The sequence below is a fragment of the Aequorivita sp. 609 genome, assembly GCF_014212065.1.
Lineage (GTDB): Bacteria > Bacteroidota > Bacteroidia > Flavobacteriales > Flavobacteriaceae > Aequorivita > Aequorivita sinensis.
Map to the genome: position 1 here is coordinate 161,789 of NZ_JACJVM010000003.1, position 24,316 is coordinate 186,104.

Sequence of the window (24,316 nt, forward strand, 5' to 3'; positions counted from 1 at the left end):
TTAATAAACTGTATTAAAACCTTTACCGTTTGGTAAAGGTTTTTTTTTATTTCAAAAAGTAAGGAGTTGAAATTACTTAAGTTTTTCTAAATTTATAAAAAACAACAATTGAATATGAAGCTTTTCAAACTCTTAAAGAATACTTATTTAAGTTGGGACAAAAATGATCCTTGGGCTAAAAGTGCAATTATCGCTTACTATGCATTATTCTCTCTGCCTTCCCTACTTATTATTACTGTTCATTTTGCAGGCTTATTTTTCGGTCGAGAAGCGGTAGAGGGAAAAATTACAGAAGAAATAAGTGGCTTAATAGGAAAAGGAAGTGCAGAGCTAATTCAAACGATGATAATAAATTCAGCATTATCCGAAAGTTCTCTACTATTTATAATCTTTGGTGTAGGAGTTCTTATTTTTGGTGCTACCGGAGTGTTTTTTCAGCTTCAAAAAGCTTTAAATAATATTTGGAGTGTTCGCGCTCTAAAAAATAACATTTTAGATACCTTAAAACGAAGAGCAGTTTCTTTTGGAATGGTGCTAATTATAGGTTTATTGTTATTAATATCATTGGTATTAAGTACGGCTGTAAATGCATTAAGTGATTTTATTGGGAACTATTTTGACGAGTTTTCTACATTTTTTATAAAACTGCTGAATTTTGTTATTTCGCAAGTTATAATAACCTCTTTATTTGCATCAATTTTCACATTACTTCCAGATGTAAAAGTTAAGTGGAAAACCAATCTAATTGGTGCGTTTATGACTTCCTTGTTATTCTTAGTAGGAAAATACTTAATAGGATTTTACTTTTCAGAGTCAGATCCAGCTTCAGTTTATGGTGCTGCAGGAAGTGTTGTTTTGGTTTTATTATGGGTGTATTATACTTGTTTAATATTATTTTTTGGTGCTGAATTTACTGTCAACTGGGCGCTTTATAAGAACATTAAAATTGAACCCACTGAAAATGCAACGCTATCATACGAATTAGAAATGCAGGAACTAAGAGAATATAAACGTAAAGTTGAGGAAGATAAAAAAAAAGCCTTAGCCTTAAAAAATAATGCGAAGAAATGAGCATTGTCTATAAAGAAAAAAGAGGCTTTATTGAGCCTCTTTTTTTATAAATATATTCTAAAAAGGATTACTCCTCCTCATCCATTTTTCGCTTCTCTAACATTTCGCTAATTGGTTCGTTGAAGTCTGCTTCTTCGTAATCGTCTTCATCAAAATTAGCCATGGACACTTCAAGTCGAGAGCTTACTTTTACCAGATATATGGCATCCTCTGTTCTTACCTCAACCGCTTCAACTAATTCGTTTTTTGCGTTTTTAAAGGTAATAACATGGTCATCATCATACCCGTCAGGGTATTTTTCAACTAATAAAGAAAGTATCTCGGGGGTCAACTTTCGGTAATCTACAATTATGCGCTTCATGTAATTTTTAATCTTTAAATTATGGGATAAAACTATTTAAAATATGATTACTTAAAAATGTTTTAAAGAATTTTTTTACAAATTTTTATAGTACTCGAAAGCTTTGTAAATCAATTCATTGTTAACAGTGCAATTGGTTTGATATGCACCAATGTTCTCTAAAAGTACAAAAAGAACCTTTCCGTTTCTGTTTTTCTTGTCAAACACCAGCAATTTAATGATGTTTTCAATGTCCATATTAGTGAATTCTACCTTTGAAAAATAATTTAAAATGCTTTTAGAAACTTCCTCTAAGGTGTTTTTTGGAAAATTATGTGTTTCCGATGAAATGTAAGTTGCTAAAATAATACCTATCGCAATAGCTTCCCCATGTAATAATGTTTTTTTCTCTGAACTTTCAAGAAAGTAGGATTCTATTGCGTGACCAAGTGTATGGCCGTAATTTAAAGTTTTTCTTAAATCCTTTTCAAAAGGATCTTTCGAGACAACTTCTTTTTTAATGTTTATAGAACCCCAAATTAATTTTTCAAACTCATCTTTATTGTACACATTTATATTCTTAACTTCATTCCAATATGCCTTACTGTGTATAACTCCGTGTTTCAACATTTCAGCAATCCCGGAAGTTAAGTGCTCTGAAGGCAGTGTTTTTAAGAACCCTGTATCAATAATAACCAATTCTGGAGAGTTAATAACTCCAATTTGATTTTTTAGATGTCCTAAGTCTATTCCGTTTTTTCCTCCTACTGAAGCATCAACTATAGCGAGTAGGGAAGTAGGTATATTAATAAAATTTACACCTCTATTATATGTAGATGCCACAAAACCACCTAAATCAGTAACCACACCACCTCCAAGGTTTATTATTAAGCTGTTTCTATCGGCTCCATTTTCTGAAAGTGTATTCCAGACATCCACACAGGTAGAAATGTTTTTATACTTTTCTCCGGCTGGTATCGTAATAATATAAGGAGTAAATTCAAAAATAGCCTTTTCTAAAAAGTAAGGAATGCAGTGTTTGCGCGTATTTTTGTCGGTTAGAATGAAGAGATTAGAAGGATTTGATTTCTTGATAAAATTATCCAAGGCTATCCAAGCTTCTTTGCTGTTGTAAATCAATTCTTTATCCTTTTTATTTGTAGACATTAATTTCTTGAATTTTATGGTGTAAACACAATTCAAATCTAAGTATATTTGTACACTTTATTTCCCCTTTTATGTCAACAAATTCTCTTTTCGATAATACGGAAACTGCATTTCAGTTAAAAAGCGATTCAGAACTAGAACGCGCTTATTTCCTGTTTAAAATGATTTCTAACGAACCTCTAGTAAAAATAGGTTCTGCGGTTACAAAGTTTGCATTAAATATAAACTTGCCTGTAGAAGGGTTAATACGTTCTACAGTATTCGACCATTTTTGTGGTGGTGTGAATGAATTAGACTGTATGCCTACGGTGGATAGACTGCAGGAGGTGGGTGTGTCTTCGGTACTTGATTACTCTGTAGAGGGTAAAGAGGAAGAGGAGCAATTTGAAGCAACTACTAAAAAAGTAATTGAACTAACAAAATTTGCCAAGAATAAGGAAGCAATGCCTTTTTCAGTATTTAAACCTACGGGTCTTGGAATGTTCAAAATTTGGCAAAAGCTTACAGAAAAAGAAGCTTTAACAAATGAAGAGAAAGATCTATGGAATAATATCGTGTCTAGATACGATAGAATTTCTAAGGTGGCTCACGAGTGTAATATTCGTATTTTAATTGATGCTGAGGAATCTTGGATGCAAGACGCAGCAGATGATCTTTGCGAAAAGATGATGGAGAAATACAATAAGGAGCGACCAATTATATTTAATACTTTACAATGCTATCGTTGGGATAGATTAGACTATCTAAAAGGATTGCATAAACGCGCTAAAGAAAAAGGATTTAAGCTAGGGTTTAAGGTTGTTCGTGGCGCATATATGGAAAAAGAAAATGATCGCGCCCTTGAAAAAGGTTATAAAACGCCTATTTGTGAAAGTAAAAAAGCAACCGATGATAACTTCAATAATGTTTTAAAATACATTTTTGATAATCTAGATGATATCGAGTTGTTCGCTGGAACTCATAATGAATCCAGTACTTATATTGCAATGGATATAATGAAACAAAAAAGCATTTCTAAAAGTGATGACAGGGTTTGGTTCGGTCAGTTATTTGGTATGAGTGATCATATTTCATTTAATCTTGGTGCTGAAGGATATAATGTAGGAAAATACATTCCATTCGGACCTGTAAAAGATGTTATGCCTTACTTGATTCGTCGTGCTGAAGAAAACACATCTGTGGCTGGGCAAACTAGTAGGGAGCTTACTTTACTTAAAAAAGAAAAAGAGCGTAGAAACCTCTAAGAAATTAAAAAGCCTCTTAATTAAGAGGCTTTTTTTATGTTTTTATTATTTCTGAATTACTTCCGCTTTTGAAACAGTTGCCGTTTTATTGCAATTTTCAACTCTAATCTTTAGCGTTTTCTCTGAAAACTTCTTCTCAATTACATATTGATTACAGGAGTCTAAATTGGTGATACTTTGAGAGAATATTACATCTCCATCAACTAATAAATTAGATACAGCCGAAGTGTCCATTTTGTTTTCGCGAAGGACTCTCAAGCTTTCTTCAGTAAACGCTCGTTCTTTGTTGCGAATGTTTTTTAATGTCCGAGATTCTGGACCATAATCACAAGATGTCTTTTTTCCGCTTAAAATAAAAAACAATAAAAGTATTCCTAATAAGAACCCCCCTGAAAAATAGGCGAATCGGTGTGTTAATTTCATTTTATGGGATTAGAGTTTTGGTATGTGTATTTATTAAAGTAGAATTTTATATCTAAATTTAAAAAATCAATAAATTGATATCGCTATAAGACATATCAAACCAATCGGCAATTGCTTTGTTGGTTAAAATTCCGCGGTAAAAGTACAAACCATTTTTCAAACCGTTGTCAAAACGAACAGCATTTTCTAATCCACCACTTTCGGCAATTTCTAAAAGGTAGGGGGTGAATATATTACTAATAGAAATTGAAGCGGTTTTCGGGTATCGTGCCGGAATATTAGGCACCCCGTAATGTATTACATTGTGCTTAATTATTGTTGGATTATCGTGACTGGTAGTTTCTGTAGTTTCAAAACACCCTCCCATGTCTACGCACACATCTATCACTACAGCACCTTTCTTCATATTCTCCACCATATCTTCTGTTACAATAATAGGGGCGCGGTTGTGACCTCTAACGGCGCCTATCGCCACATCACAACGTCGTAAGGCTTTCATTAAATTCTTTGGTTGTATAGTAGAGGTGTATAATATACGACCAACATTGGTCTGAATTTTTCGAAGTTTGGTTATTGAGCTATCAAAAACTTTAACGTTGGCACCTAATCCAAGAGCAGATCGCACTGCAAACTCACCAACTGTGCCAGCACCGATAACTACAACTTCAATTGGGGGGACGCCGCTAATATTTCCGAAAAGTAAGCCGTTACCTTTTTTTGCGTTTACCATTAATTCTGCAGCTATAAGAACAGAAGCAGTTCCTGCAATTTCACTTAAAGCTTTAACTGCAGGGTAGGTGTGATCTTCGTCTTTTATAAATTCAAAGGCCAGAGCGGTAATTTTCTTTTTTGCAAGAGCGTCAAAATATGATTTTTGACGTGTTTTTAATTGTAGTGCAGATATTAAAACAGTTTTAGGTTTTATAAGCTCTAATTCATCAAGAGTTGGTGGCTCGACTTTTAATACCATCGGGCATCCGAACACTTTTGTTTTATCTTCCGTAATCTGAGCTCCAGCTTCTGAGTAATCTTTATCTGTAAACCCTGCATCATCTCCAGCGCCTCGTTCAATCAAGACTTTATGCCCATTATTAACCATTGCATTCACGGCATCTGGTGTAAGACAAATTCTTTTTTCTTGAAAATAAGCTTCCTTAGGAATACCTATAAGGAGTTCACCCTTTTGTCTGGTTATTTCAAGGGTTTCCTCTTGAGGAATTAATTGAGCGTGTGTGAAAGGAGAAGTGGGATGAGACATAGTACTAGTTTAACCGTCTCAATTTACGAATAATTTTCATTTTTGATAAGGAAATTTCAATAGCAATTAGACTTCAGAAATTTATAAACTATAAGAAGTGAACTTAGTTATCAATCTTTAAAAATCTACTTCCGTCGTCATTTTTGGATAAGTAGACTTTTGTCGCATTTTCAGGTAGTAATGAAGAAATTTTTTCTGGCCATTCAATAAAAACGTAATCTCCAGTTTCAAAATATTCTTCAACTCCCATATCAAAAGCTTCTGATGGATTTTCTAATCTATAAAAGTCGAAATGATAAATTTGTATATCTTTAGCTTGATACTCATTTACTATTGAAAATGTTGGGCTTCCAACTGTGTCTGTGCAACCGAGTTGTTTTATTAATTCTTTAATGAGTGTTGTTTTACCAACACCCATTTTCGCAAAGAATAAAAATATATTATGAGGTGCCTTCACCAGTAGCTGTTTAGCGACTTCAGCAATGTTATCTTCAGTATAAACAATCTCCATTATAAATGTCTATTTATCGAGTCAAAAATAAATTAAGGAAAGCAATTGAACACCTTAAATTCATTTTTTTATTTAGATGTAAATACAGAAAATGGAATTATCATCTCTTCTAAGGAAACACCTCCGTGCTGGTACGTGTTTCGGTAATAACTAACGTAATGATTGTAATTGTTAGGATATGCAAAAAAGTAATCTCCTTTAGCAAAAATAAACGAACTACTCATGTTTATAGTTGGTAAGCAAAGTTTCTTAGGGTCTTTAGCTGCTAGGACTTCCTTGTCTTCATAGGTTAAACTTCTACCTGTTTTATAACGTAAGTTCAAACTAGTGTTTTTATCACCGATAACTTTAGACGGGTTTTTTACATTAATTGTTCCGTGGTCGGTAGTGATAATAAGTTTAAAACCTAAACGTGCAGCTTGTTGAATAACTTCTAATAAAGGCGAATTTTTGAACCAACTTTGGGTTAACGAACGGTACGACTTATCCGTAGAAGCAAGTTCCTTAATTACTTCCATTTCGGTTTTGGAGTGTGAAAGCATATCAACGAAATTATAAACTACTACAGTTAGGTCTTCGTCTTTGTGGCTTTTAAAATTTTCAACAAGTTTTTTTCCTTGTTTTAAACTTGATATTTTGTGGTAACTCCAATTTATATTTATTCCCAATCTTTTTAATTGTGCAGTTAGGAACTCTTCTTCCTTCATGTTTTTTCCACCTTCATCTGTATCATTTAACCATAAGTCTGGGTGAAGTTTTTCCATTTCACTAGGCATTAAACCTGAGAAAATGGCATTTCTAGCATATTGCGTAGCCGTGGGAAGAATACTGCAAAACAGTTCCTCTGAAGTTTTTTTGTAAATGTTGGCTACAGTAGGCTCGAAGGCTTTCCATTGGTCAAACCTTAGGTTGTCCACAACAACTAAAAGGGTAGGAGTGCCTGTTTTTAGCTCTGGCTGTATTTTATCTCTAAAAAGTGTATGCGACATTACTGGCGCTTCACTTGTATCTTCAAACCAAGAAGGATAATTTTTATCTATAAACTTACAGAACTGATTATTGGCTTCAGTTTTTTGTGATTCTAAAATTTCAAACATCCCCGAATCTTCAATTCCTTCCAATTCTAATTCCCAGTAAACTAATTTTTGATAAAGATCTTTCCATTCATCAAAACTATTTACCATAGAAAGGTCCATCGCAATTTTTCTAAATTCTTGCTGATAGTTTGAAGTTGTTTTTTCAGAAACTAACCTGCTGTGGTCTAAGTTTTTCTTAAGACTAAGAAGAATCTGATGTGGATTTACGGGTTTAATTAAGTAATCGGCTATTTTAGAACCAATTGCTTCTTCCATAATATACTCCTCTTCACTTTTTGTTATCATTACAATAGGAATCGAAGCTTGTTGTTCTTTAATTTCAGCTAAAGTTTCAAGTCCACTAAGGCCCGGCATATTTTCATCTAAAAAAACAATATCGAAAACTTGTTTTTTTATTTCTTCTAGGGCTTCCATACCGCTTTGTGCAGTAGTTACTTTATAGTTTTTATTTTCTAAGAAAAGAATATGTGGTTTAAGTAAATCTATTTCATCATCTACCCATAGTACTTTTATGTCGCTCATATATGTATATTTGTGTTGTTGCTCCTTTGCAATTAGCCTATATATTAATTATTATAAAAGATGCTAGCCTAGGAGTGTTGTTAAAATCAATTTGGTATAATTCTCACAAATTTGCGAAGAATCACTTCAAAAATAGCCCCGAATTGTGTCAAAAGAATATTGTAGCTATTAATTTAAAGTTAAAGTTTGAAAACCTTTCCCAAACTCAAGATTATAAACGATCCTATCTATGGTTTTATTACCATACCAAGTAAATTGGTTTTCGATTTGATAGAGCATAGATACTTTCAAAGATTGCGCAGGATTTCACAAATGGGTTTTTCCTATATAGTATATCCAGGAGCCCATCACACTAGATTTCATCATGCATTAGGTGCCATGTTCTTAATGCAGAAAGCTGTGCAAACCCTCAAGTCTAAAGGAATTGATATTTCCACTAAGGAAGAAGAAGGGTTGTATATAGCTATACTTTTACACGATATCGGTCACGGTCCTTTTTCACATGCTATGGAAAACAGCATAGTAGAAAGTGTGAGTCACGAGCATATTTCACTACTGTTTATGGAAGCTTTAAACAGTGAGTTTAATAATCGTTTAGCTTTGGCTATTAAGATATTTAAAGATGAATACTCTCGTAAATTTTTCCATCAATTGGTATCTGGCCAATTGGATATGGACCGATTGGATTATTTAAAACGCGATAGTTTCTTTACAGGAGTTCCAGAGGGAACTGTAAATGCTCAACGTTTAATTGCAATGTTGAATGTAAAAAACGATGCTTTAGTTGTAGATGAAAAAGGAATATATTCGGTAGAAAATTTTCTTGTAGCAAGGCGTTTGATGTATTGGCAGGTTTATCTTCATAAAACAGGGATAGTAGCAGAACAGCTTTTAGTTAGAGTTTTAAAACGTGCAAAACAGCTTACTGCACAAGGAGTTGAGTTGCATGCTAGTAAAAACTTACAGTTTTTCTTAAAGAATAACATAACCTTAGATAGTTTTTCGGAGGAGGTGCTCGATACGTTTTCTAAGTTAGATGATTACGATATTGTTTCAGCAATGAAGGTTTGGGTGGATAGTGACGACTTTGTATTAAAGAATTTATCTGCAATGCTACTTAATCGTGACTTATTAAAAGTGAAAGTTAAGTCGAAACCTTATTTGGATAAAAAAGTAAAAAGTAAAAGAGAGAAGTTGATGGATAAATATCAGCTTTCAGAAGAAGAAGCTGCATACTTTGTTTTCAGCGGTACGCTACAGAATCAGGCTTATAGTATGGAAAAGGAAACCATTAATCTATTGTTGAAAAATGGAAAAATTATAGATGTTGCAAAGGCTAGTGATCAGCTAAACTTAGAGGCTTTATCTAAGTCTGTGGTTAAGTACTATATGTGTTATCCAAAAAACAATACTGATAGCTATAGAGACTAAGCCCTTTTTTTCTATTTTTGCAGGAATGAAAATTAACAACCTATATTTAAATCATTTTATTAATGCTAATTTGCGGTTGATTATTTTCCGAAATTCGGTTGAAGAAAATCCACTCGCATTATGAAATTTACAGCAGCCCAAATAGCAGGAATACTTGACGGAACCGTAGAGGGAAACGACAGTGTAGAAGTTTCTGAATTATCTAAGATTGAAGAAGGTAGTGAAGGAAGCTTAACCTTTTTGGCAAACCCTAAGTATACGCATTTTATATATTCAACAAAGGCTTCGGTAACTATTGTTAATAATGATTTTGTTGCAACCGATAAAATTTCAACTACGCTTATCCGTGTTGAAAATGCCTATAATGCATTTTCTAAATTACTAGAATATTATAATCAGGTAAAGATGAATAAAACGGGTATTGAAAATCCTGTTTTTATTTCAGAAAGTGCCAAATACGGAGAGAACTTGTATTTAGGCGCTTTTTCATATATAGGTGAAAATGTTAGGATTGGGAATAATGTAAAAATCTATCCAAATTCATATTTAGGAGACAATGTGTCTATTGGCGATAATACTGTGGTTTTTACTGGTGCAAAACTGTATTCAGAAACTAAAGTAGGCGAGTCCTGCGTTATTAATAGTGGCGTTGTTATTGGTGCTGATGGTTTTGGCTTTACTCCAAATGAAAAAGGGGAATATAAAAAAGTTCCTCAAACTGGAAATGTAATTCTAGAGGACAACGTAGATGTAGGTCCAGGAACGACAATAGATCGCGCTACATTAGGATCTACAATAATTAAGAAAGGGGTTAAGTTAGACAATCAAATTCAGATTGCTCATAATGTTACCATTGGAGAAAATACCGTTATTGCCGCTCAAACTGGAGTAGCAGGTTCTACCAAGATAGGAAAAAATTGTATTATTGGTGGCCAAGTAGGAATAGCTGGGCATATTGTAATTGGAGACAATGTAAAAATACAAGCTCAGAGTGGTATAGGAAGAAATGTAAAAGACAATGAAACCTTACAAGGCTCTCCAGCTCTAAGTTATGGCGATTTTAATAAAAGTTATGTATATTTTAAAAACCTTCCTAAAATAATGGAAAGGTTTAATATAGTAGAAAAAAAACTTGATAATGAATAAAAGTGTGGTAAAACAACGCACCATTGGTAAAGAGGTATCTCTTACTGGGGTAGGCCTACATACTGGCAAGGAAGTTACAATTACGTTTAAACCTGCACCTGAAAACCATGGCTATTCTTTTGTAAGAATAGATTTGGAAGGTCATCCTGAGATTGAAGCAGATGCCAATTTTGTAGTTAATACACAACGCGGAACCAATTTGGAAAAGCGAGGTGTAAAAATCCAAACTTCAGAACACGTTCTTGCTGCATTAGTAGGACTTGAGGTTGATAACTGTATTATGGAGCTTAACGCTTCAGAACCGCCAATTATGGACGGGTCATCTAAGTATTTTGTTGAAGCTATTGAAAAAGCTGGAATTGTAGAACAAGAAGCTGAAAGAGATGAGTATGTCGTAACTGAAGTTATTTCGTATGTAGATGAAGAATCGGGCAGTGAAATTATAGTTATGCCATCGGATGAATACCAAGTAACTACAATGGTAGATTTTGGCACTATGGTTTTAGGTACTCAAAATGCTTCATTAAAAAAGATTTCAGACTTTAAGGACGAAATTGCAAATGCACGAACTTTTAGTTTCCTTCACGAAATTGAAATGTTGTTAGAACACGGCCTAATTAAAGGTGGTGATTTAAACAATGCTATTGTATATGTAGATAAAGAGCTTTCTCCAAATACTATGGAAAAGCTTCGCAAGGCTTTTGGGAAAGATAATATCTCAGTTAAGCCAAATGGAATTCTAGACAACCTTACGCTTCATTATCCAAACGAAGCAGCTAGACATAAGTTGTTAGATGTTATTGGTGATTTAGCGCTGATTGGTACTCGAATTCGCGGGAAGGTTATAGCTAATAAGCCAGGCCACCATGTAAATACACAATTTGCTAAAAAGCTTTCAAAGAGAATTAAAATTGAAAGACGAAATAAAGTTCCTAAATTTGATATCAACCAACCACCAGTAAAAGATGTAAATGAAATAATGGCTATGCTTCCACATAGACCACCATTTTTATTGGTTGACAAAATTATGGAAATGACCGAAACAGGGGTGGTAGGTCTTAAAAATGTGACTATGAACGAACCTTTCTTCGTTGGTCACTTCCCAGGAGCACCAGTTATGCCAGGAGTTTTAATTGTTGAAGCTATGGCACAAACAGGTGGTATTTTAGCATTAAGCACTGTACCAGACCCTGAAAACTACCTTACATTCTTTATGAAAATAAACAATGTAAAGTTTAAACAACAGGTTAATCCTGGAGATACACTTATATTTAAATTAGAACTAATTACCCCTATCCGCCGAGGAATTGTACATATGCAAGGAAACGCTTATGCGAATGGTAAATTAGTTACAGAAGCTGAGCTTATGGCTCAAATGGTTAAAACAAAAAATTTATAAATGAACCAACCACTTGCATACGTCCATCCGGGCGCAAAAATTGCCAAAAACGTTGTGATAGAACCTTTCACAACAATCCATAATAACGTCGTAATTGGCGAAGGAACTTGGATTGGAAGTAATGTAACTATTATGGAAGGTGCACGTATTGGTAAAAACTGTAATATTTTTCCAGGTGCTGTAATTTCTGCAGTTCCTCAAGATTTGAAATTTAAAGACGAAGAAACAACGGCCGAAATTGGTGACGGAACTACTATTAGAGAATACGTTACAATCAATAGAGGTACAGTAGATCGCGGAAAAACCGTAATCGGTAAAAACTGTTGGATCATGGCTTATTGCCACATTGCTCACGACTGCATCGTTGGAGATAACTGTATTTTTAGTAATAACAGTACCCTTGCAGGGCATATTACAGTAGGCGATCACGTAGTATTAGCAGGAATGACTGCTGTTCATCAGTTTTGTATGATTGGTAATCACGCATTTGTTACAGGTGGTTCCCTAGTACGAAAAGATGTACCACCATACGTTAAAGCTGCTCGAGAACCACTTAGTTATGTGGGTATAAACTCGATTGGGTTAAGAAGAAGAGGATTTACTTCAGAAAAAATTACCGAAATTCAGAATATTTATAGACTTCTATATCAGAAAAACTATAACACCTCCCAAGCTACAGAAATTATTGAAGCTGAAATGGAGGCAACTCCTGAACGAGATGAAATCCTTCAGTTTATTAAAAATTCCAAGCGTGGAATTATGAAGGGATATTTCAATTCAAATTAATTCAAACAAAATTACAATCAATTAACCATAAATATAAATAATGGCTACTTCATCAGATATAAGAAAAGGACTTTGCATTCGTTATAACAACGATATTTACAAGATTATAGAATTCCTTCACGTAAAACCAGGAAAAGGCCCTGCATTCGTAAGGACTAAATTAAAAAGTGTAACTACAGGTAAAACCATTGATAACACTTTTTCAGCTGGTCATAAAATTGATGATGTTCGTGTTGAAACTCATAAATTTCAATATTTATACAGTGAAGGTGAAATGTATCATTTTATGAATACAGAGGATTATTCTCAAATTCAATTAATGAAAGGCATACTTGATACTCCAGAATTAATGAAAGAAGGAGAAGTAGTATCTGTACTTATAAATGCAGAAGACGGTGCGCCACTTTCAGTTGAAATGCCTGCGCATGTTGTTTTAGAAGTAACATCAACAGAGCCAGGTGTAAAAGGAAATACAGCTACAAACGCTACTAAACCAGCAATTGTAGAAACTGGAGCTGAAATTAATGTTCCATTGTTTATCAATGAAGGAGATAAAATTAGAATCGATACCGAAAAAGGTCAGTATCAAGAAAGAATGAAAGAGTAAATTTTATTCATCTATTAAACTTCAAAAACAGTATTCATTAATTCTATAGCTAACTAAAAGTGAAATTTCCAACTCCACAAACTCTTGAAAATATAGCCATTCTTATCGGCTCTGATTACGTAGGTAGTCCTGATTTTCCAGTTTTTGGAATGAACGAGATTCACGTAGTTCAGCCTGGAGATATTGTTTTTGTAGATCACCCAAAGTACTACGATAAAGCACTACAATCGCAGGCTACAGTTATACTTATTAATAAAAAGGTAGATTGTCCTGAAGGGAAAGCACTATTAATTTCTGACGATCCTTTTCGAGACTTTAACAAGCTTACTCGTTATTTTAAACCTTTTACTAGTTCTAACAGTTTAATTTCAGAATCTGCTGAAATAGGTGAGGGAACAGTGATTCAACCCAATGTATTTATTGGCAACAACGTAAAGATTGGGAAAAACTGTTTAATTCATCCTAATGTTAGTATTTATGATAATACTGTAATTGGAAATAATGTTACGATTCACGCGGGTACTGTTTTAGGTGCTGATGCTTTTTATTATAAAAATCGTCCAGAAAACTTTGATAAATTATTAAGTGGCGGAAACGTTGTAATAGAAGACGATGTAGATCTTGGCGCACTATGTACTATAGACAAAGGAGTGACAGCATCTACAACCATAGGGGAAGGCTCAAAGCTCGATAATCAAGTTCACGTAGGACACGATACTGTTATTGGTAAACGCTGTTTAATAGCTGCTCAAGTTTGTATAGCAGGCTGTGTTTTGGTAGAAGATTTTGTAACACTTTGGGGGCAAGCAGCTATTACTAGTGGGGTGACTGTAGGTGAAAAAGCAATAATATCTGCACAAAGTGGTGTTAGTAAATCACTTCCTGGACATAAATCATATTTTGGTTCACCTGCAGAAGAATTTAGAAAAAAATATAAGGAATTGGCCATGGTTAAGCTAATTCCAGACATAATTAAAAAACTGGATAAATTGCCATGAGTAATAAAGCAAAAGAAATAGTTAGGGATTTTTATAATTCCGATTTATTAAAAGACGAAACAATTTTAGAGCGCTTTTTCCATCCTGATTTACAGTTGATATGGAATAGTGCTGATGGTCTTAATATTTTAAGTTATAACGACTTAAAAAACTTCTTAGGTGAGGTTAAGCGTTCTTATAACGATTTAAGGATTGAAATTAGTCATCTCTTAGCAGACGGGCCACACGTAACAATACGTTACAAGTATTATATCCGTACTATGGAAAATCCAGATGAAGAGTTAGGAATTGCTCATTTCATTGGGATTTGGGAAGTTAAAGACGATAAAATTTACAAAGGATATCAAGTTAGTCAGCCTGTTACCGAAAATGACGACACTACCGAAAGTTATCAAAAAGTTAAGGTTTAATAATTTTTAAATCCGTTGTCAAAAACTGTATCTTTGCAGGAATTCTGAATAAAATTCGAAAGGTTTATTTGAATTTAAATTATATATAACAATTACAAAATAGTTAAAAATGAGCGTTTTAGTAAATAAAGATTCAAAAATAATAGTTCAAGGATTCACTGGGAGTGAAGGAACTTTCCACGCTGAACAAATGATTGAATACGGAACTAATGTTGTTGGAGGAGTAACTCCAGGAAAAGGTGGACAAAAACATCTTGATAAGCCGGTATTCAATACAGTTGAAGAAGCTGTAAAAGAAACTGCTGCCGACACCACTATTATTTTTGTGCCGCCTGCATTTGCTGCAGACGCTATTATGGAAGCTGCTGATGCAGGTATTAAAGTAATTATCACAATTACTGAAGGTATTCCAGTAAAAGATATGATAACTGCTTCAAACTATATTAAAGACAGAGATTGTCGTTTAATTGGTCCTAACTGTCCAGGAGTTATTACTCCCGGTGAGGCAAAAGTTGGTATTATGCCAGGTTTCGTTTTCAAAAAAGGTAGTGTAGGTATTGTTTCAAAATCAGGAACACTTACTTATGAAGCTGCAGATCAAGTTGTAAAACAAGGTTTAGGAATTACTACAGCAATCGGTATTGGTGGAGATCCAATTATTGGAACTACCACAAAAGAAGCTTTAGAATTGCTTATTAACGATCCAGAAAGTGAAGCAGTTGTAATGATAGGTGAAATTGGTGGTCAATTAGAAATTGATGCAGCAAAATGGTATAAAGAAAGCGGAAGCAAAAAACCAGTTATTGGTTTTATCGCTGGTGAAACAGCGCCTGCAGGACGTACAATGGGACACGCTGGTGCAATTGTTGGAGGTAGTGATGACACTGCTCAAGCAAAGAAAAAAGTAATGCGCGAATGTGGAATGCATGTTGTAGATTCTCCAGCAGAAATTGGAAAGAAAGTAAAAGAAGTTTTAGGCTAATCTTTTCAACATATATATTAAAAAGCTCTGTGAAATTCACAGGGCTTTTTTTATGGTGAAGCCACTAGCTTTTGTTATATTTGAAACCCGCCTCTCGCGGTTATCTTGCAAGGTTTATATAATCTTGAGGGTATATTAGATTAAATATAAATAGACCTTAATATGAAATTACTGGAAGGAAAAACAGCAATTATTACAGGCGGAAGCCGCGGAATTGGAAAAGGAATTGTAGAAGTATTTGCTAATCACGGCGCAAATGTAGCTTTTACCTATAGCTCCTCAGCCGAAGCTGCAAATAATTTAGCCGAAGAAGTTGCCAAATTAGGTGTTAAAGCTAAAGCATATCAAAGTGATGCCGCTTCTTTTACTGAAGCTCAAACATTGGTAGATGAAGTTTTAAAAGACTTTGGAAGTGTTGATATTCTTATAAACAATGCTGGGATTACTAAAGACAATCTTTTAATGAGAATCTCTGAGGAAGATTTTGATAAAGTAATCGAAGTAAACCTAAAATCCGTTTTCAATATGACCAAGGCTGTACAACGTACAATGCTTAAACAACGCCAAGGATCTATCATAAATATGAGCTCGGTTGTAGGAGTAAAAGGGAATGCAGGTCAAACAAATTATGCAGCTTCCAAAGCAGGGGTAATAGGATTTACAAAATCTGTAGCTATCGAATTAGGATCACGTAACATTCGTTGTAACGCAATTGCTCCTGGTTTCATCGAAACTGAAATGACGCAAAACCTAAATGAGGATGCAATAAAGGGTTGGGCAGACATGATACCACTTAAACGTGGTGGATCTCCACAGGATGTTGCAAATGCATGTGTGTTTTTAGCAAGTGATTTATCAGCATACGTTACAGGACAAGTTCTTAATGTAGATGGAGGGATGCTTACCTAAAATAATCCTTTTCGGTGGTAAAAATCAGTACCTTGAATTTATAAACTTGAAACTAATTTAGTGACCACAGAAACCATATTTTATATTTTAATCGCCGGAGTAATTTCTATTGCTCTGGCGGTTTTTATGTATGGATATAAGTCTAAGCAAAAAGGATTATTGGCTTGGGTTTTTGGCGCACTTAGATTTATTTCAATATTTTCAATTTTACTTTTATTAATTAATCCTAAATTTAAGAGTGAAACATACACCATCGAAAAACCCAAACTTCCTGTATTAGTTGATAATTCGGAATCTATTTCTGAGTTAGACCAATCGCAAAACGTTTCTGAATTACTTGAAAAAATAAAAAACAACAAGGAGTTAAACAATAAATTTGATCTCTCTTATTTTTCTTTTGGAAGTGATTTTAGGAAAATCGATTCCTTAACTTTTGATGATAAAAACACCAATATTTCAAAAGCACTCTCTTCAGCAAATGAAATTTTTAAAAATGAAGTTGCTCCAATAATTCTTATTTCTGATGGAAATCAAACACTTGGGAGTGATTACGAATTTTCTTCTGCAACAAGCAAAAACCCTATTTATCCTGTTATTCTCGGGGATTCTGTACAGCATATAGATTTGAAAATATCGCAATTAAATACCAATCGTTATGCTTTCTTAAAAAACCAATTTCCAGTTGAAGTTATTGTCAATTACACAGGTCCAACCCCTGTAAATACCGAATTTATCGTTAATCAAGGTGCTTCTTCTGTATATCGAACTAATGTTTCGTTTTCCAATAATGAAACTTCAAAAACAATAAACTTTACGCTTTCTGCAAATTCAGTAGGACTTCAAAAATATTCAGCACAAATTTTTCCGCTTTCAGATGAAAAAAATAAAACTAATAACAGTAAGTATTTTGCTGTAGAAGTAATCGACCAAGCAACAAATGTTTTGGTAGTTAGTAATATAACACATCCAGACTTGGGTGCGCTTAAAAAGGCAATTACTTCAAACGAGCGCCGAACTATTACTTTCAAAAAGCCTTTTGAAGCTGTTTCAATTTTAAACGATTATCAATTGGTGATTCTTTATCAGCCAGATAGAAATTTCGCCACAGTATATTCTGAAATAGAAAAATTAAACAAAAACACTTGGGTATTCTCTGGATTGCAAACCGATTGGCATTTTCTAAATGCTGCTCAAAACAATTTTATTAAAGAAGCATCTACACAAACAGAAGATGTTCAAGCAAAAGTTAATAGCAATTACGGTACATTTGCGTTCGACGATATAGGATTTGACGATTTTCCACCCTTGCATACTGAATTTGGATCTTTGTCTGTAACTGTTTCAAATGAAGAAATGTTAGCGCAAACTGTAAGTGGAATTTCTAATGGCAATCCACTGCTGGCTACCATGGAACTAAATGGTAAACGCAACGCTATTTGGGATGGAGAAGGCTTTTGGCGTTGGAGAGCACGTAACTTTGTGAATAGTAATAGCTTTAAAGAGTTTGATGATTTTATCGGGAATATTGTTCAATATTTAGCATCAAATAAACGCAGAACTAGGCTAGAAGTGTCTTCTGAAACTTTCTATTACAACAATAACCCTATTAAAATCTCAGCCCAATATTTTGATAAAAACTATGTATTCGACAATCGTGCTTCATTAAATATAAAGGTGAGAAACACTGAAACTGAAGAATTGACGATTTTTCCAATGTTACTTCGTAATAATTATTTTGAAGTGGATTTAAACAGTCTTGTTGCTGGTGAGTACAAGTTTACTGTCTCAACTGCAGACGAATCGATTAAAAGCAGTGGTGATTTTACTATTTTAGATTTTAATGTAGAACAACAATTTTTAAACGCCAATGTTTCAAAATTGAATAGGGTAGCAGTAAACACTAGTGGAAAAGCATACTTCGCATCACAAAGCGATGCCTTGATAGAATTGTTGATTGCAGACACAAACTACCAAAATATTGAAAGAAGCGAACAAAAAGTAGTACCTTTGATAGATTGGAAATATCTTCTAGCACTTATCATTCTAGCGCTCGTTTCAGAATGGTTTATCAGAAAATATAACGGACTTATATAGAAACCCAAATACTTTTTAAAAATGGAAAAACTTCCCAAGTTAACAATACCTGTAATTGTAGGAATTGTATTATTTATTATTTTAATTTCAAAATCATCTGTTACCATTAGCTCTGGTCACGCAGGAGTATTATATCAAACTTTCGGAAATGGTGTGGTAACCGACGAACCACCATTAGGTGAAGGTTTTCATATTATAGCGCCTTGGAACAAGGTTTTTATATATGAGGTACGCCAACAAGAGCTTAGTGAAAAAATGCAAGTTCTTTCTTCTAACGGACTAGAAATAAAGCTAGATGCATCTGCATGGTATCAACCAGAGAGCAACGACATAGCGAAACTTCATCAAGAGAAGGGAGAAAACTATTTACAACGTGTAATTCAGCCAGCAATAAGAAGTGCGGCAAGAAGTGTTGTAGGTCGTTATACACCTGAACAACTTTATTCTAGTAAAAGAGATGCAATACAAGAGGAGATTTTTGAAGAAACTAAGAAAATTTTAGACAAACAATACATTCAATTAAACGAAGTATTAGTTCGTGATGTTACGCTTCCACCGGCAATTAAAGATGCTATTGAGCGTAAGCTCCGTCAAGAACAAGAATCTTTAGAGTATGAATTCCGTTTGGAAAAAGCGACTAAAGAAGCTGAAAAAGTAAGAATTGAAGCACAAGGTAAAGCAGACGCAAACGCAATTTTAAGTGCTTCGTTAACAGATAAGGTGCTTCAAGATAAAGGAATTGATGCAACTTTAAAACTTGCACAATCACCAAACTCTAAAGTTGTAATTGTTGGTTCTGGAGATAGTGGTTTACCTTTAATTTTAGGGAATAACTAAAATCAATTTGAGACCGATACATTCCACTTAGTTTGCAATGGGTAATGTACAAATGCTCAGCTTGTTGCTAAACGGAAATCTATCGAATGTAAATATTTAAAACCTTCCCATGTGGAAGGTTTTTTTATAATTATTGATATATAACTATAGGAATTATCCAAATTATTATTTGAATTTGTTAAATTTAAGCGAATGTCTTATTTAATTTTAAGGAAATAATACTCTGTACTTTTATCACGAATAATTTAGAAGAATAGAGTTAAAAAAAGAAATCTAAGAAAGATTTAGTACAGATGTTAGACAATCAAAATGAAAAATTGATTAAAGAAATTAAAACTATTTCGATAAAAGAAACAAAAAAAATTCTACTTAAGAACGGAAATGAGCTTCAAATAAAAAGATTAAATCAAATCACTTTTCGAATACGAATTGAAGATAATTACCAGAGTTTTTTAGCTCCAGTGGTATTATGCATCTTACAAAATGAAAGAAAATATAAATGTTTTCCATTTTTATATTTAAAGTCAATTTTGATCAATGGAATAGGAGGAACAGTTTTACTGATATCTTTAAGCTGGTTGAATATTATTCAATTTGATATGGTGGGGATTTTTATTCCCTTGGTATTTACGTTAGTATTACAATTATCATTAATGCCGGTATTATTTAAGATAATCCTTAAAATCTTTAGACAAAAATTGGGAAGAGATAATAATAATCATTAAAACCGATTTCCTAATTAGCCTTAAAAATATGAAATATAATAAAAGAAATATCGGTTTGTTTAGCTTGATAGTTGGAGTAATCCTGTTTATTCTATCGGTTGATTTACTATCTAAACCATCAAATTCTCCTCTGACTTTTGATCCTATCGGGAGTTTTCAAACATACTTTTTTAGCTTCGGCTTTACTTTAGGAGTAATTGGATGGATTATTGGAAGTGTATTACTTATAGGGTATTTAATTTTGTTTTACTTTATAGGAATATGGATAAGTAAAAAGATAGCAAAACAGTAAACTATCAAAACGATATGAAAACCACCCCAGAACATAACGAGCGTATAGCCAAAATGACTTTCGCTTCGGTTTACCCACATTATATTACAAAGGTTGAAAAGAAAGATAGAACAATAGAAGAATTACATCAAGTAATAGAATGGCTTACAGGGTATAATGAAAGCGATTTAAATAAATTTATTGAAGAAAAAGCAACTTTTGAAACCTTCTTTAAAAAAGCTAATCTTAATCCTAATGCCAACCTCATCAAAGGTATGATTTGTGGATATCGCATAGAAGAACTTGAAAATCCATTAACAAGACAAGTTCGTTACCTAGATAAATTGGTAGATGAGTTAGCTAAAGGCCGCAAAATGGATAAAATACTTAGGATGGAATAATTTTTTTAAAAATCAATTTAACCTCTTAAAAAAACTCATTTATGAAGACAAAAAAAATAAGTTTATCAATATTAACAGTTCTATTGTCTTTTGGAATTGGATTATATATCAATAATGTATTTGCGAATTTTCCAAAGGAGGATAATCTTACACTAACTAAAATTAATAAAATGGAAGATAACGATATGAAATTAGGTGCCTTTTCAGTTAGTCTGAATGTAAAGGATTTAAAGGTTTCAAAACAATTTTACGAAAACTTAGGATTTAAAGTCTTTGGAGGAAGTATGGAGCACAATTACCTTATAATGAAAAATGGTAATGCACTAATCGGCATTTTTCAAGGAATGTTTGAAGGAAATATTTTAACCTTTAACCCAGGTTGGGATGAAAATGCACAGAACTTGGAAAGCTTTGATGATGTAAGGGAAATTCAAAAAAGCCTTAAACAGAGTGGGGTAGCACTCTCTACAGAAGCAGATGAAAATACATCGGGCCCCGCAAGTATAACTCTTACAGATCCTGATGGAAATATTATTTTAATAGACCAACATCGATAGATTCACTAATTGGATAATAAAGACCTTCTAATTTAGAAGGTCTTTATTATATAGTTTATTCCGTTTTCTGAAAAGATTTTATAACTACCAGTCCGCAGATTAAAGCTACAGTAGTAAGGCTAAAGGCTAAAATTGTATTGCTGTAAATAAAATTCCCGATGGCAAATAGTGTACAGTAAACCCCTACAACCCCTGCAAAAAAGCCTAGAATTTTCATTCCAAACCCTTTAAACTTGGATTCATTTCCAAAAATTAAGCTATTAAAGCTATTTAGTGTTTCAGCATTTGACGGTTTTGTTAATAGCGTTACAAGTACCCATCCAATTGTGGTTATTACAACCCCAAGAACTAATTGCCAATGACCAGCAATTTCAATCATTGGAGTGTCCATTTTTCCATTAACAAAGAAAAAGGCAGCAATTAAAAATGAAATTAGCATAGCGGCAATTTCACTATAGGGGTTTATTCTACTCCAAAACCATCTTAAAATAAACAATAATCCAGTACCTGCTCCAATAGAAAGTAATAAGTTGAAGCCATCACGAGCTTCTTCTAGAACAAGTGCTAATAAGCCTGCGAAAATCATCATCACCACCGTAGAAATTCTACCAGCAGCAACTTGCTCTTTTCCAGTAGCTTCTTTTCGAAGAAAACGTACATAAAAATCATTTACAACATACGAACTTCCCCAGTTTAAATGCGTCGAGATTGTGCTCATAAAAGCTGCAATTAATGATGTAATTACAATTCCTAATAAACCGGCTGGCAAGAAAGTTAGCATTGCTGGATAAGAAAGGTCATTTTTTACAAAATCAGGATCTAAATTTGGGAAGGCCGCCTGTAGGCTTTCTATATTTGGAAAAACAACGATGGATGCAAGACCGATGATAATCCACGGCCATGGTCTAAGTGCGTAATGTGCGATATTAAAAAATAGGGTAGCATAGGTTGCGTGTTTTTCATCTTTGGCGGCTAACATCCTTTGGGCAATATAACCACCACCACCTGGCTCCGCACCTGGATACCATACGCTCCACCATTGCACAGCTAGCGGAATTATAAGCAATGGGATTAATAACTCAGGTTTAGAAAAGTCTGGCAGCATTGCTGTTTTTGCTGCTACAGTTGGAGTAGCGAGTAATTTATCTATCCCACCAATTTCAGGCATATTTACTATGTAAACGGTCGCCCAAATACTTCCAACCATGGCGATTATAAATTGAACAAAATCTGTAAGTAAAACTCCTTTTAAGCCCCCAAAGGCTGAGTAAATAACTACTACCGGCGAAGCAATTAATAATACTTCATAGGAAGATAAACCGAACATAACGTGTCCAATTTTAATTGCTGCGAGACAAACGTTCGCCATAATTACAATGTTGAAGAAAACTCCTAAATAGATGGCTCTAAAACCTCTTAAAAAGGCGGCGCTTTTTCCGCTATATCGCAATTCATAAAATTCTAAATCGGTTGTAATCCCACTTTTTCGCCATAGTTTAGAGTAGAAAAATACGGTAAGCATTCCTGTTAGTAAGAAACTCCACCAAATCCAGTTTCCAAATACGCCGTCTTCACGAATAACCCCTGCAACAAAGTTTGGTGTATCTGCAGCAAAAGTTGTTGCCACCATACTAACTCCAAGAAGCCACCAAGGCATATTTCTATCGGAAAGAAAAAAGGATTTTGAATCTTTTCCAGCTTTTTTAGCTACAACTAGACCAATTGTAATAAATATTATAAAAAATGTAATTATAACGATCCAATCGATGGTGGTTAAGTGCATAATTTTAGTAAAATTGGTTGTTTTTAAACTTCGGTTAAAGTACTTATTTTGAAAGGCTTTTTAAAAGTTCGGTAATTTAAATATTCACAAGTTTTTAAACAATTCACAAAGTTCAATCATTGAACATTTCTTTTAAATAAATACCAAGCCAAATTAACATTATGGTTTTAAACCATTTATTGGAACTTTACATTTCATACTAAAAATTCTAATTTCTATTTCCTACCTTTAAAAAAATAATTGATTTTCTATGACGGCAAAACGTAGGAGTAAAGCGAAAACAACTAAAATAGAACCCAAAAGAGCCAGAAATTTATCTCCTGGTACTGTTAAGTATACTGGTAAAAAAGTCACGACAATTACAGAGTTAGATATAATTGATTACTCTAAGGATCATTATCATCGATTTAAAACAAATGATATTAATGAGGCTTTTAACTACGAAGATTCTACAAATATTACTTGGATAAATGTAAACGGACTTAGCAATACCGATGATATTATTACACTCGGGAACCATTTTGAACTACATCCATTAATTCAAGAAGATATAGTAAGTACATATCAACGTCCAAAAATTGATGAATACGAAGAATACTTGTTTATAGTATTTAAAATGCTTCATTACGACAATGATAGGCTTAACAATGAGCATATTAGTATGGTTATGGGGAAGGATTATGTGTTAACTTTTCAAGAAGCCGAAGGAGATGTTTTTAGTGATTTGAGGGAACGTTTAGAACACGGTAAAGGTAGGATTCGTGGGGTAGGAGCAGATTATTTAATGTTTGCAATCCTGGACGCAGTTGTGGATAATTATTTTTCAGTTATTGAGTATTTAAGCAATAAGGTTGAGTTGTTAGAGGATAAGCTTTTCGATAAAAAAGAAGACCCAGATATTGCAGAGGAGATTCAACAACTAAAAAAGGAAATATTAAAAATTAGAAAAGCAGTCGTTCCTTTGCGAGAAGTTGTAAATAGATTAGAAAAAATAGATTACACCATTATAGAAGAGCGTACCAATAAATATATTCGCGATTTATACGACCATATAATTCAAGTTAATGAAAGTGTGGAAATTTACCGAGAGATGATTTGGAGTTTGATGGATATGTATATGACGACTATCAGTAACAAGATGAATGAAGTTATGAAGGTCTTGACAATTATGGCTTCTATATTTATTCCGCTTACCTTTATGGCAGGTATCTACGGAATGAATTTTGATAATATGCCAGAACTTCATCTTAGATATGGGTATTATTACCTTTGGGGGTTAATGATTCTTGTTTTTCTGGGCTTACTTTGGTATTTCAAAAGAAAAAAGTGGATATAATTGGCTTCTCT

At 33.6% G+C, this 24,316-nt stretch carries 25 protein-coding genes; 18 read left to right on the forward strand and 7 right to left on the reverse strand.

What is annotated here, in order from left to right:
- The first annotated feature begins 114 nt into the window (after positions 1–114).
- Positions 115–1,071 carry a YihY/virulence factor BrkB family protein gene (locus tag H4O20_RS01805; RefSeq protein WP_185098102.1) on the forward strand — a complete coding sequence of 319 codons (957 nt, stop codon included), beginning with the start codon at positions 115–117 and terminating at the stop codon, positions 1,069–1,071.
- A gap of 67 nt (positions 1,072–1,138) precedes the next feature.
- Here the strand turns inward: H4O20_RS01805 and H4O20_RS01810 are convergent, their stop codons facing one another.
- Both H4O20_RS01810 and aroB read right to left on the reverse strand, forming a co-directional pair.
- A complete protein-coding gene (locus H4O20_RS01810) occupies positions 1,139–1,432 on the reverse strand; it encodes a hypothetical protein (RefSeq protein ID WP_185098103.1) in 294 nt (97 codons plus the stop codon).
- Between the two features lie 75 nt (positions 1,433–1,507).
- Positions 1,508–2,578 (reverse strand): 3-dehydroquinate synthase, encoded by a 1,071-nt coding sequence (aroB, locus tag H4O20_RS01815; RefSeq protein ID WP_185098104.1) that lies wholly within the window; start codon positions 2,576–2,578, stop codon positions 1,508–1,510.
- A gap of 71 nt (positions 2,579–2,649) precedes the next feature.
- Between aroB and H4O20_RS01820 the strand changes: the two genes are divergently transcribed.
- Positions 2,650–3,822: a proline dehydrogenase family protein gene (locus H4O20_RS01820; RefSeq protein WP_185098105.1), complete on the forward strand. Its 1,173-nt coding sequence runs from the start codon at positions 2,650–2,652 to the stop codon at positions 3,820–3,822.
- 45 nt (positions 3,823–3,867) lie between these two features.
- Here H4O20_RS01820 and H4O20_RS01825 read toward each other — a convergent pair whose 3' ends face one another.
- The 4 genes from H4O20_RS01825 to H4O20_RS01840 form a co-directional block, all read right to left on the reverse strand.
- On the reverse strand, positions 3,868–4,245 hold the full coding sequence (locus H4O20_RS01825) for a hypothetical protein (protein ID WP_185098106.1): 378 nt from the start codon (positions 4,243–4,245) through the stop codon (positions 3,868–3,870).
- A gap of 58 nt (positions 4,246–4,303) precedes the next feature.
- A complete protein-coding gene (locus H4O20_RS01830) occupies positions 4,304–5,503 on the reverse strand; it encodes an alanine dehydrogenase (protein WP_139854528.1) in 1,200 nt (399 codons plus the stop codon).
- A 103-nt stretch (positions 5,504–5,606) separates the two neighbouring features.
- A complete protein-coding gene (tsaE, locus tag H4O20_RS01835; protein WP_185098107.1) occupies positions 5,607–6,014 on the reverse strand; it encodes a tRNA (adenosine(37)-N6)-threonylcarbamoyltransferase complex ATPase subunit type 1 TsaE in 408 nt (135 codons plus the stop codon).
- 68 nt (positions 6,015–6,082) lie between these two features.
- Positions 6,083–7,633: a bifunctional response regulator/alkaline phosphatase family protein gene (locus H4O20_RS01840; RefSeq protein WP_185098108.1), complete on the reverse strand. Its 1,551-nt coding sequence runs from the start codon at positions 7,631–7,633 to the stop codon at positions 6,083–6,085.
- 186 nt (positions 7,634–7,819) lie between these two features.
- Here H4O20_RS01840 and H4O20_RS01845 point away from each other — a divergent pair, with 186 nt between their 5' ends.
- The 15 genes from H4O20_RS01845 (at position 7,820) to H4O20_RS01915 (ending at position 21,186) form a co-directional block, all read left to right on the forward strand.
- Positions 7,820–9,064 carry an HD domain-containing protein gene (locus H4O20_RS01845; RefSeq protein ID WP_185098109.1) on the forward strand — a complete coding sequence of 415 codons (1,245 nt, stop codon included), beginning with the start codon at positions 7,820–7,822 and terminating at the stop codon, positions 9,062–9,064.
- A gap of 120 nt (positions 9,065–9,184) precedes the next feature.
- Positions 9,185–10,210, forward strand: a complete 1,026-nt coding sequence (lpxD, locus tag H4O20_RS01850; RefSeq protein WP_185098110.1) for a UDP-3-O-(3-hydroxymyristoyl)glucosamine N-acyltransferase — start codon at positions 9,185–9,187, stop codon at positions 10,208–10,210.
- Positions 10,203–11,609, forward strand: coding sequence for a bifunctional UDP-3-O-[3-hydroxymyristoyl] N-acetylglucosamine deacetylase/3-hydroxyacyl-ACP dehydratase (locus tag H4O20_RS01855; protein WP_179951768.1), 1,407 nt, complete (start codon positions 10,203–10,205; stop codon positions 11,607–11,609). Before lpxD ends, H4O20_RS01855 begins: the two co-directional genes overlap by 8 nt.
- A complete protein-coding gene (gene lpxA / locus H4O20_RS01860) occupies positions 11,610–12,395 on the forward strand; it encodes an acyl-ACP--UDP-N-acetylglucosamine O-acyltransferase (protein WP_139854537.1) in 786 nt (261 codons plus the stop codon).
- A 40-nt stretch (positions 12,396–12,435) separates the two neighbouring features.
- Positions 12,436–13,002: an elongation factor P gene (efp, locus tag H4O20_RS01865; RefSeq protein ID WP_139854538.1), complete on the forward strand. Its 567-nt coding sequence runs from the start codon at positions 12,436–12,438 to the stop codon at positions 13,000–13,002.
- A gap of 59 nt (positions 13,003–13,061) precedes the next feature.
- The gene (locus H4O20_RS01870) at positions 13,062–14,000 is read left to right on the forward strand and encodes a UDP-3-O-(3-hydroxymyristoyl)glucosamine N-acyltransferase (RefSeq protein WP_185098111.1); all 939 of its coding nucleotides are present in this window, start codon (positions 13,062–13,064) and stop codon (positions 13,998–14,000) included.
- Positions 13,997–14,410 carry a nuclear transport factor 2 family protein gene (locus H4O20_RS01875; RefSeq protein WP_139854541.1) on the forward strand — a complete coding sequence of 138 codons (414 nt, stop codon included), beginning with the start codon at positions 13,997–13,999 and terminating at the stop codon, positions 14,408–14,410. The genes H4O20_RS01870 and H4O20_RS01875 overlap by 4 nt, the downstream gene beginning before the upstream one ends.
- Before the next feature lie 109 nt (positions 14,411–14,519).
- Entirely contained in the window at positions 14,520–15,392 is an 873-nt protein-coding gene (gene sucD / locus H4O20_RS01880) for a succinate--CoA ligase subunit alpha (protein ID WP_185098112.1), read from the forward strand.
- Between the two features lie 162 nt (positions 15,393–15,554).
- A complete protein-coding gene (gene fabG, locus H4O20_RS01885) occupies positions 15,555–16,301 on the forward strand; it encodes a 3-oxoacyl-[acyl-carrier-protein] reductase (RefSeq protein ID WP_185098113.1) in 747 nt (248 codons plus the stop codon).
- Positions 16,302–16,361: 60 nt separating this feature from the next.
- On the forward strand, positions 16,362–18,395 hold the full coding sequence (locus H4O20_RS01890) for a vWA domain-containing protein (protein WP_185098114.1): 2,034 nt from the start codon (positions 16,362–16,364) through the stop codon (positions 18,393–18,395).
- Positions 18,396–18,416: 21 nt separating this feature from the next.
- Positions 18,417–19,232: a prohibitin family protein gene (locus tag H4O20_RS01895; RefSeq protein WP_139854547.1), complete on the forward strand. Its 816-nt coding sequence runs from the start codon at positions 18,417–18,419 to the stop codon at positions 19,230–19,232.
- A 293-nt stretch (positions 19,233–19,525) separates the two neighbouring features.
- A complete protein-coding gene (locus H4O20_RS01900; RefSeq protein WP_185098115.1) occupies positions 19,526–19,957 on the forward strand; it encodes a hypothetical protein in 432 nt (143 codons plus the stop codon).
- Positions 19,958–19,985: 28 nt separating this feature from the next.
- On the forward strand, positions 19,986–20,249 hold the full coding sequence (locus tag H4O20_RS01905; protein WP_185098116.1) for a hypothetical protein: 264 nt from the start codon (positions 19,986–19,988) through the stop codon (positions 20,247–20,249).
- 14 nt (positions 20,250–20,263) lie between these two features.
- Entirely contained in the window at positions 20,264–20,629 is a 366-nt protein-coding gene (locus tag H4O20_RS01910; protein ID WP_185098117.1) for a DUF2200 domain-containing protein, read from the forward strand.
- 185 nt (positions 20,630–20,814) lie between these two features.
- The gene (locus tag H4O20_RS01915) at positions 20,815–21,186 is read left to right on the forward strand and encodes a VOC family protein (protein WP_139855016.1); all 372 of its coding nucleotides are present in this window, start codon (positions 20,815–20,817) and stop codon (positions 21,184–21,186) included.
- A 55-nt stretch (positions 21,187–21,241) separates the two neighbouring features.
- Here the strand turns inward: H4O20_RS01915 and H4O20_RS01920 are convergent, their stop codons facing one another.
- Positions 21,242–22,969 carry a sodium:solute symporter family protein gene (locus H4O20_RS01920; RefSeq protein ID WP_139854552.1) on the reverse strand — a complete coding sequence of 576 codons (1,728 nt, stop codon included), beginning with the start codon at positions 22,967–22,969 and terminating at the stop codon, positions 21,242–21,244.
- Between the two features lie 250 nt (positions 22,970–23,219).
- Between H4O20_RS01920 and corA the strand changes: the two genes are divergently transcribed.
- A complete protein-coding gene (gene corA / locus H4O20_RS01925; protein WP_139854554.1) occupies positions 23,220–24,305 on the forward strand; it encodes a magnesium/cobalt transporter CorA in 1,086 nt (361 codons plus the stop codon).
- Positions 24,306–24,316: the final 11 nt, after the last annotated feature.

Coding starts and splice junctions, on each gene's coding strand:
- H4O20_RS01805 (WP_185098102.1), top strand. CDS start 115: ATGAAGCTTTTCAAACTCTTAAAGAATACTTATTTAAGTTGGGACAAA.
- H4O20_RS01810 (WP_185098103.1), bottom strand. CDS start 1,432: ATGAAGCGCATAATTGTAGATTACCGAAAGTTGACCCCCGAGATACTT.
- aroB (WP_185098104.1), bottom strand. CDS start 2,578: ATGTCTACAAATAAAAAGGATAAAGAATTGATTTACAACAGCAAAGAA.
- H4O20_RS01820 (WP_185098105.1), top strand. CDS start 2,650: ATGTCAACAAATTCTCTTTTCGATAATACGGAAACTGCATTTCAGTTA.
- H4O20_RS01825 (WP_185098106.1), bottom strand. CDS start 4,245: ATGAAATTAACACACCGATTCGCCTATTTTTCAGGGGGGTTCTTATTA.
- H4O20_RS01830 (WP_139854528.1), bottom strand. CDS start 5,503: ATGTCTCATCCCACTTCTCCTTTCACACACGCTCAATTAATTCCTCAA.
- tsaE (WP_185098107.1), bottom strand. CDS start 6,014: ATGGAGATTGTTTATACTGAAGATAACATTGCTGAAGTCGCTAAACAG.
- H4O20_RS01840 (WP_185098108.1), bottom strand. CDS start 7,633: ATGAGCGACATAAAAGTACTATGGGTAGATGATGAAATAGATTTACTT.
- lpxD (WP_185098110.1), top strand. CDS start 9,185: ATGAAATTTACAGCAGCCCAAATAGCAGGAATACTTGACGGAACCGTA.
- H4O20_RS01855 (WP_179951768.1), top strand. CDS start 10,203: ATGAATAAAAGTGTGGTAAAACAACGCACCATTGGTAAAGAGGTATCT.
- lpxA (WP_139854537.1), top strand. CDS start 11,610: ATGAACCAACCACTTGCATACGTCCATCCGGGCGCAAAAATTGCCAAA.
- efp (WP_139854538.1), top strand. CDS start 12,436: ATGGCTACTTCATCAGATATAAGAAAAGGACTTTGCATTCGTTATAAC.
- H4O20_RS01875 (WP_139854541.1), top strand. CDS start 13,997: ATGAGTAATAAAGCAAAAGAAATAGTTAGGGATTTTTATAATTCCGAT.
- sucD (WP_185098112.1), top strand. CDS start 14,520: ATGAGCGTTTTAGTAAATAAAGATTCAAAAATAATAGTTCAAGGATTC.
- fabG (WP_185098113.1), top strand. CDS start 15,555: ATGAAATTACTGGAAGGAAAAACAGCAATTATTACAGGCGGAAGCCGC.
- H4O20_RS01895 (WP_139854547.1), top strand. CDS start 18,417: ATGGAAAAACTTCCCAAGTTAACAATACCTGTAATTGTAGGAATTGTA.
- H4O20_RS01900 (WP_185098115.1), top strand. CDS start 19,526: ATGTTAGACAATCAAAATGAAAAATTGATTAAAGAAATTAAAACTATT.
- H4O20_RS01905 (WP_185098116.1), top strand. CDS start 19,986: ATGAAATATAATAAAAGAAATATCGGTTTGTTTAGCTTGATAGTTGGA.
- H4O20_RS01910 (WP_185098117.1), top strand. CDS start 20,264: ATGAAAACCACCCCAGAACATAACGAGCGTATAGCCAAAATGACTTTC.
- H4O20_RS01915 (WP_139855016.1), top strand. CDS start 20,815: ATGAAATTAGGTGCCTTTTCAGTTAGTCTGAATGTAAAGGATTTAAAG.
- H4O20_RS01920 (WP_139854552.1), bottom strand. CDS start 22,969: ATGCACTTAACCACCATCGATTGGATCGTTATAATTACATTTTTTATA.
- corA (WP_139854554.1), top strand. CDS start 23,220: ATGACGGCAAAACGTAGGAGTAAAGCGAAAACAACTAAAATAGAACCC.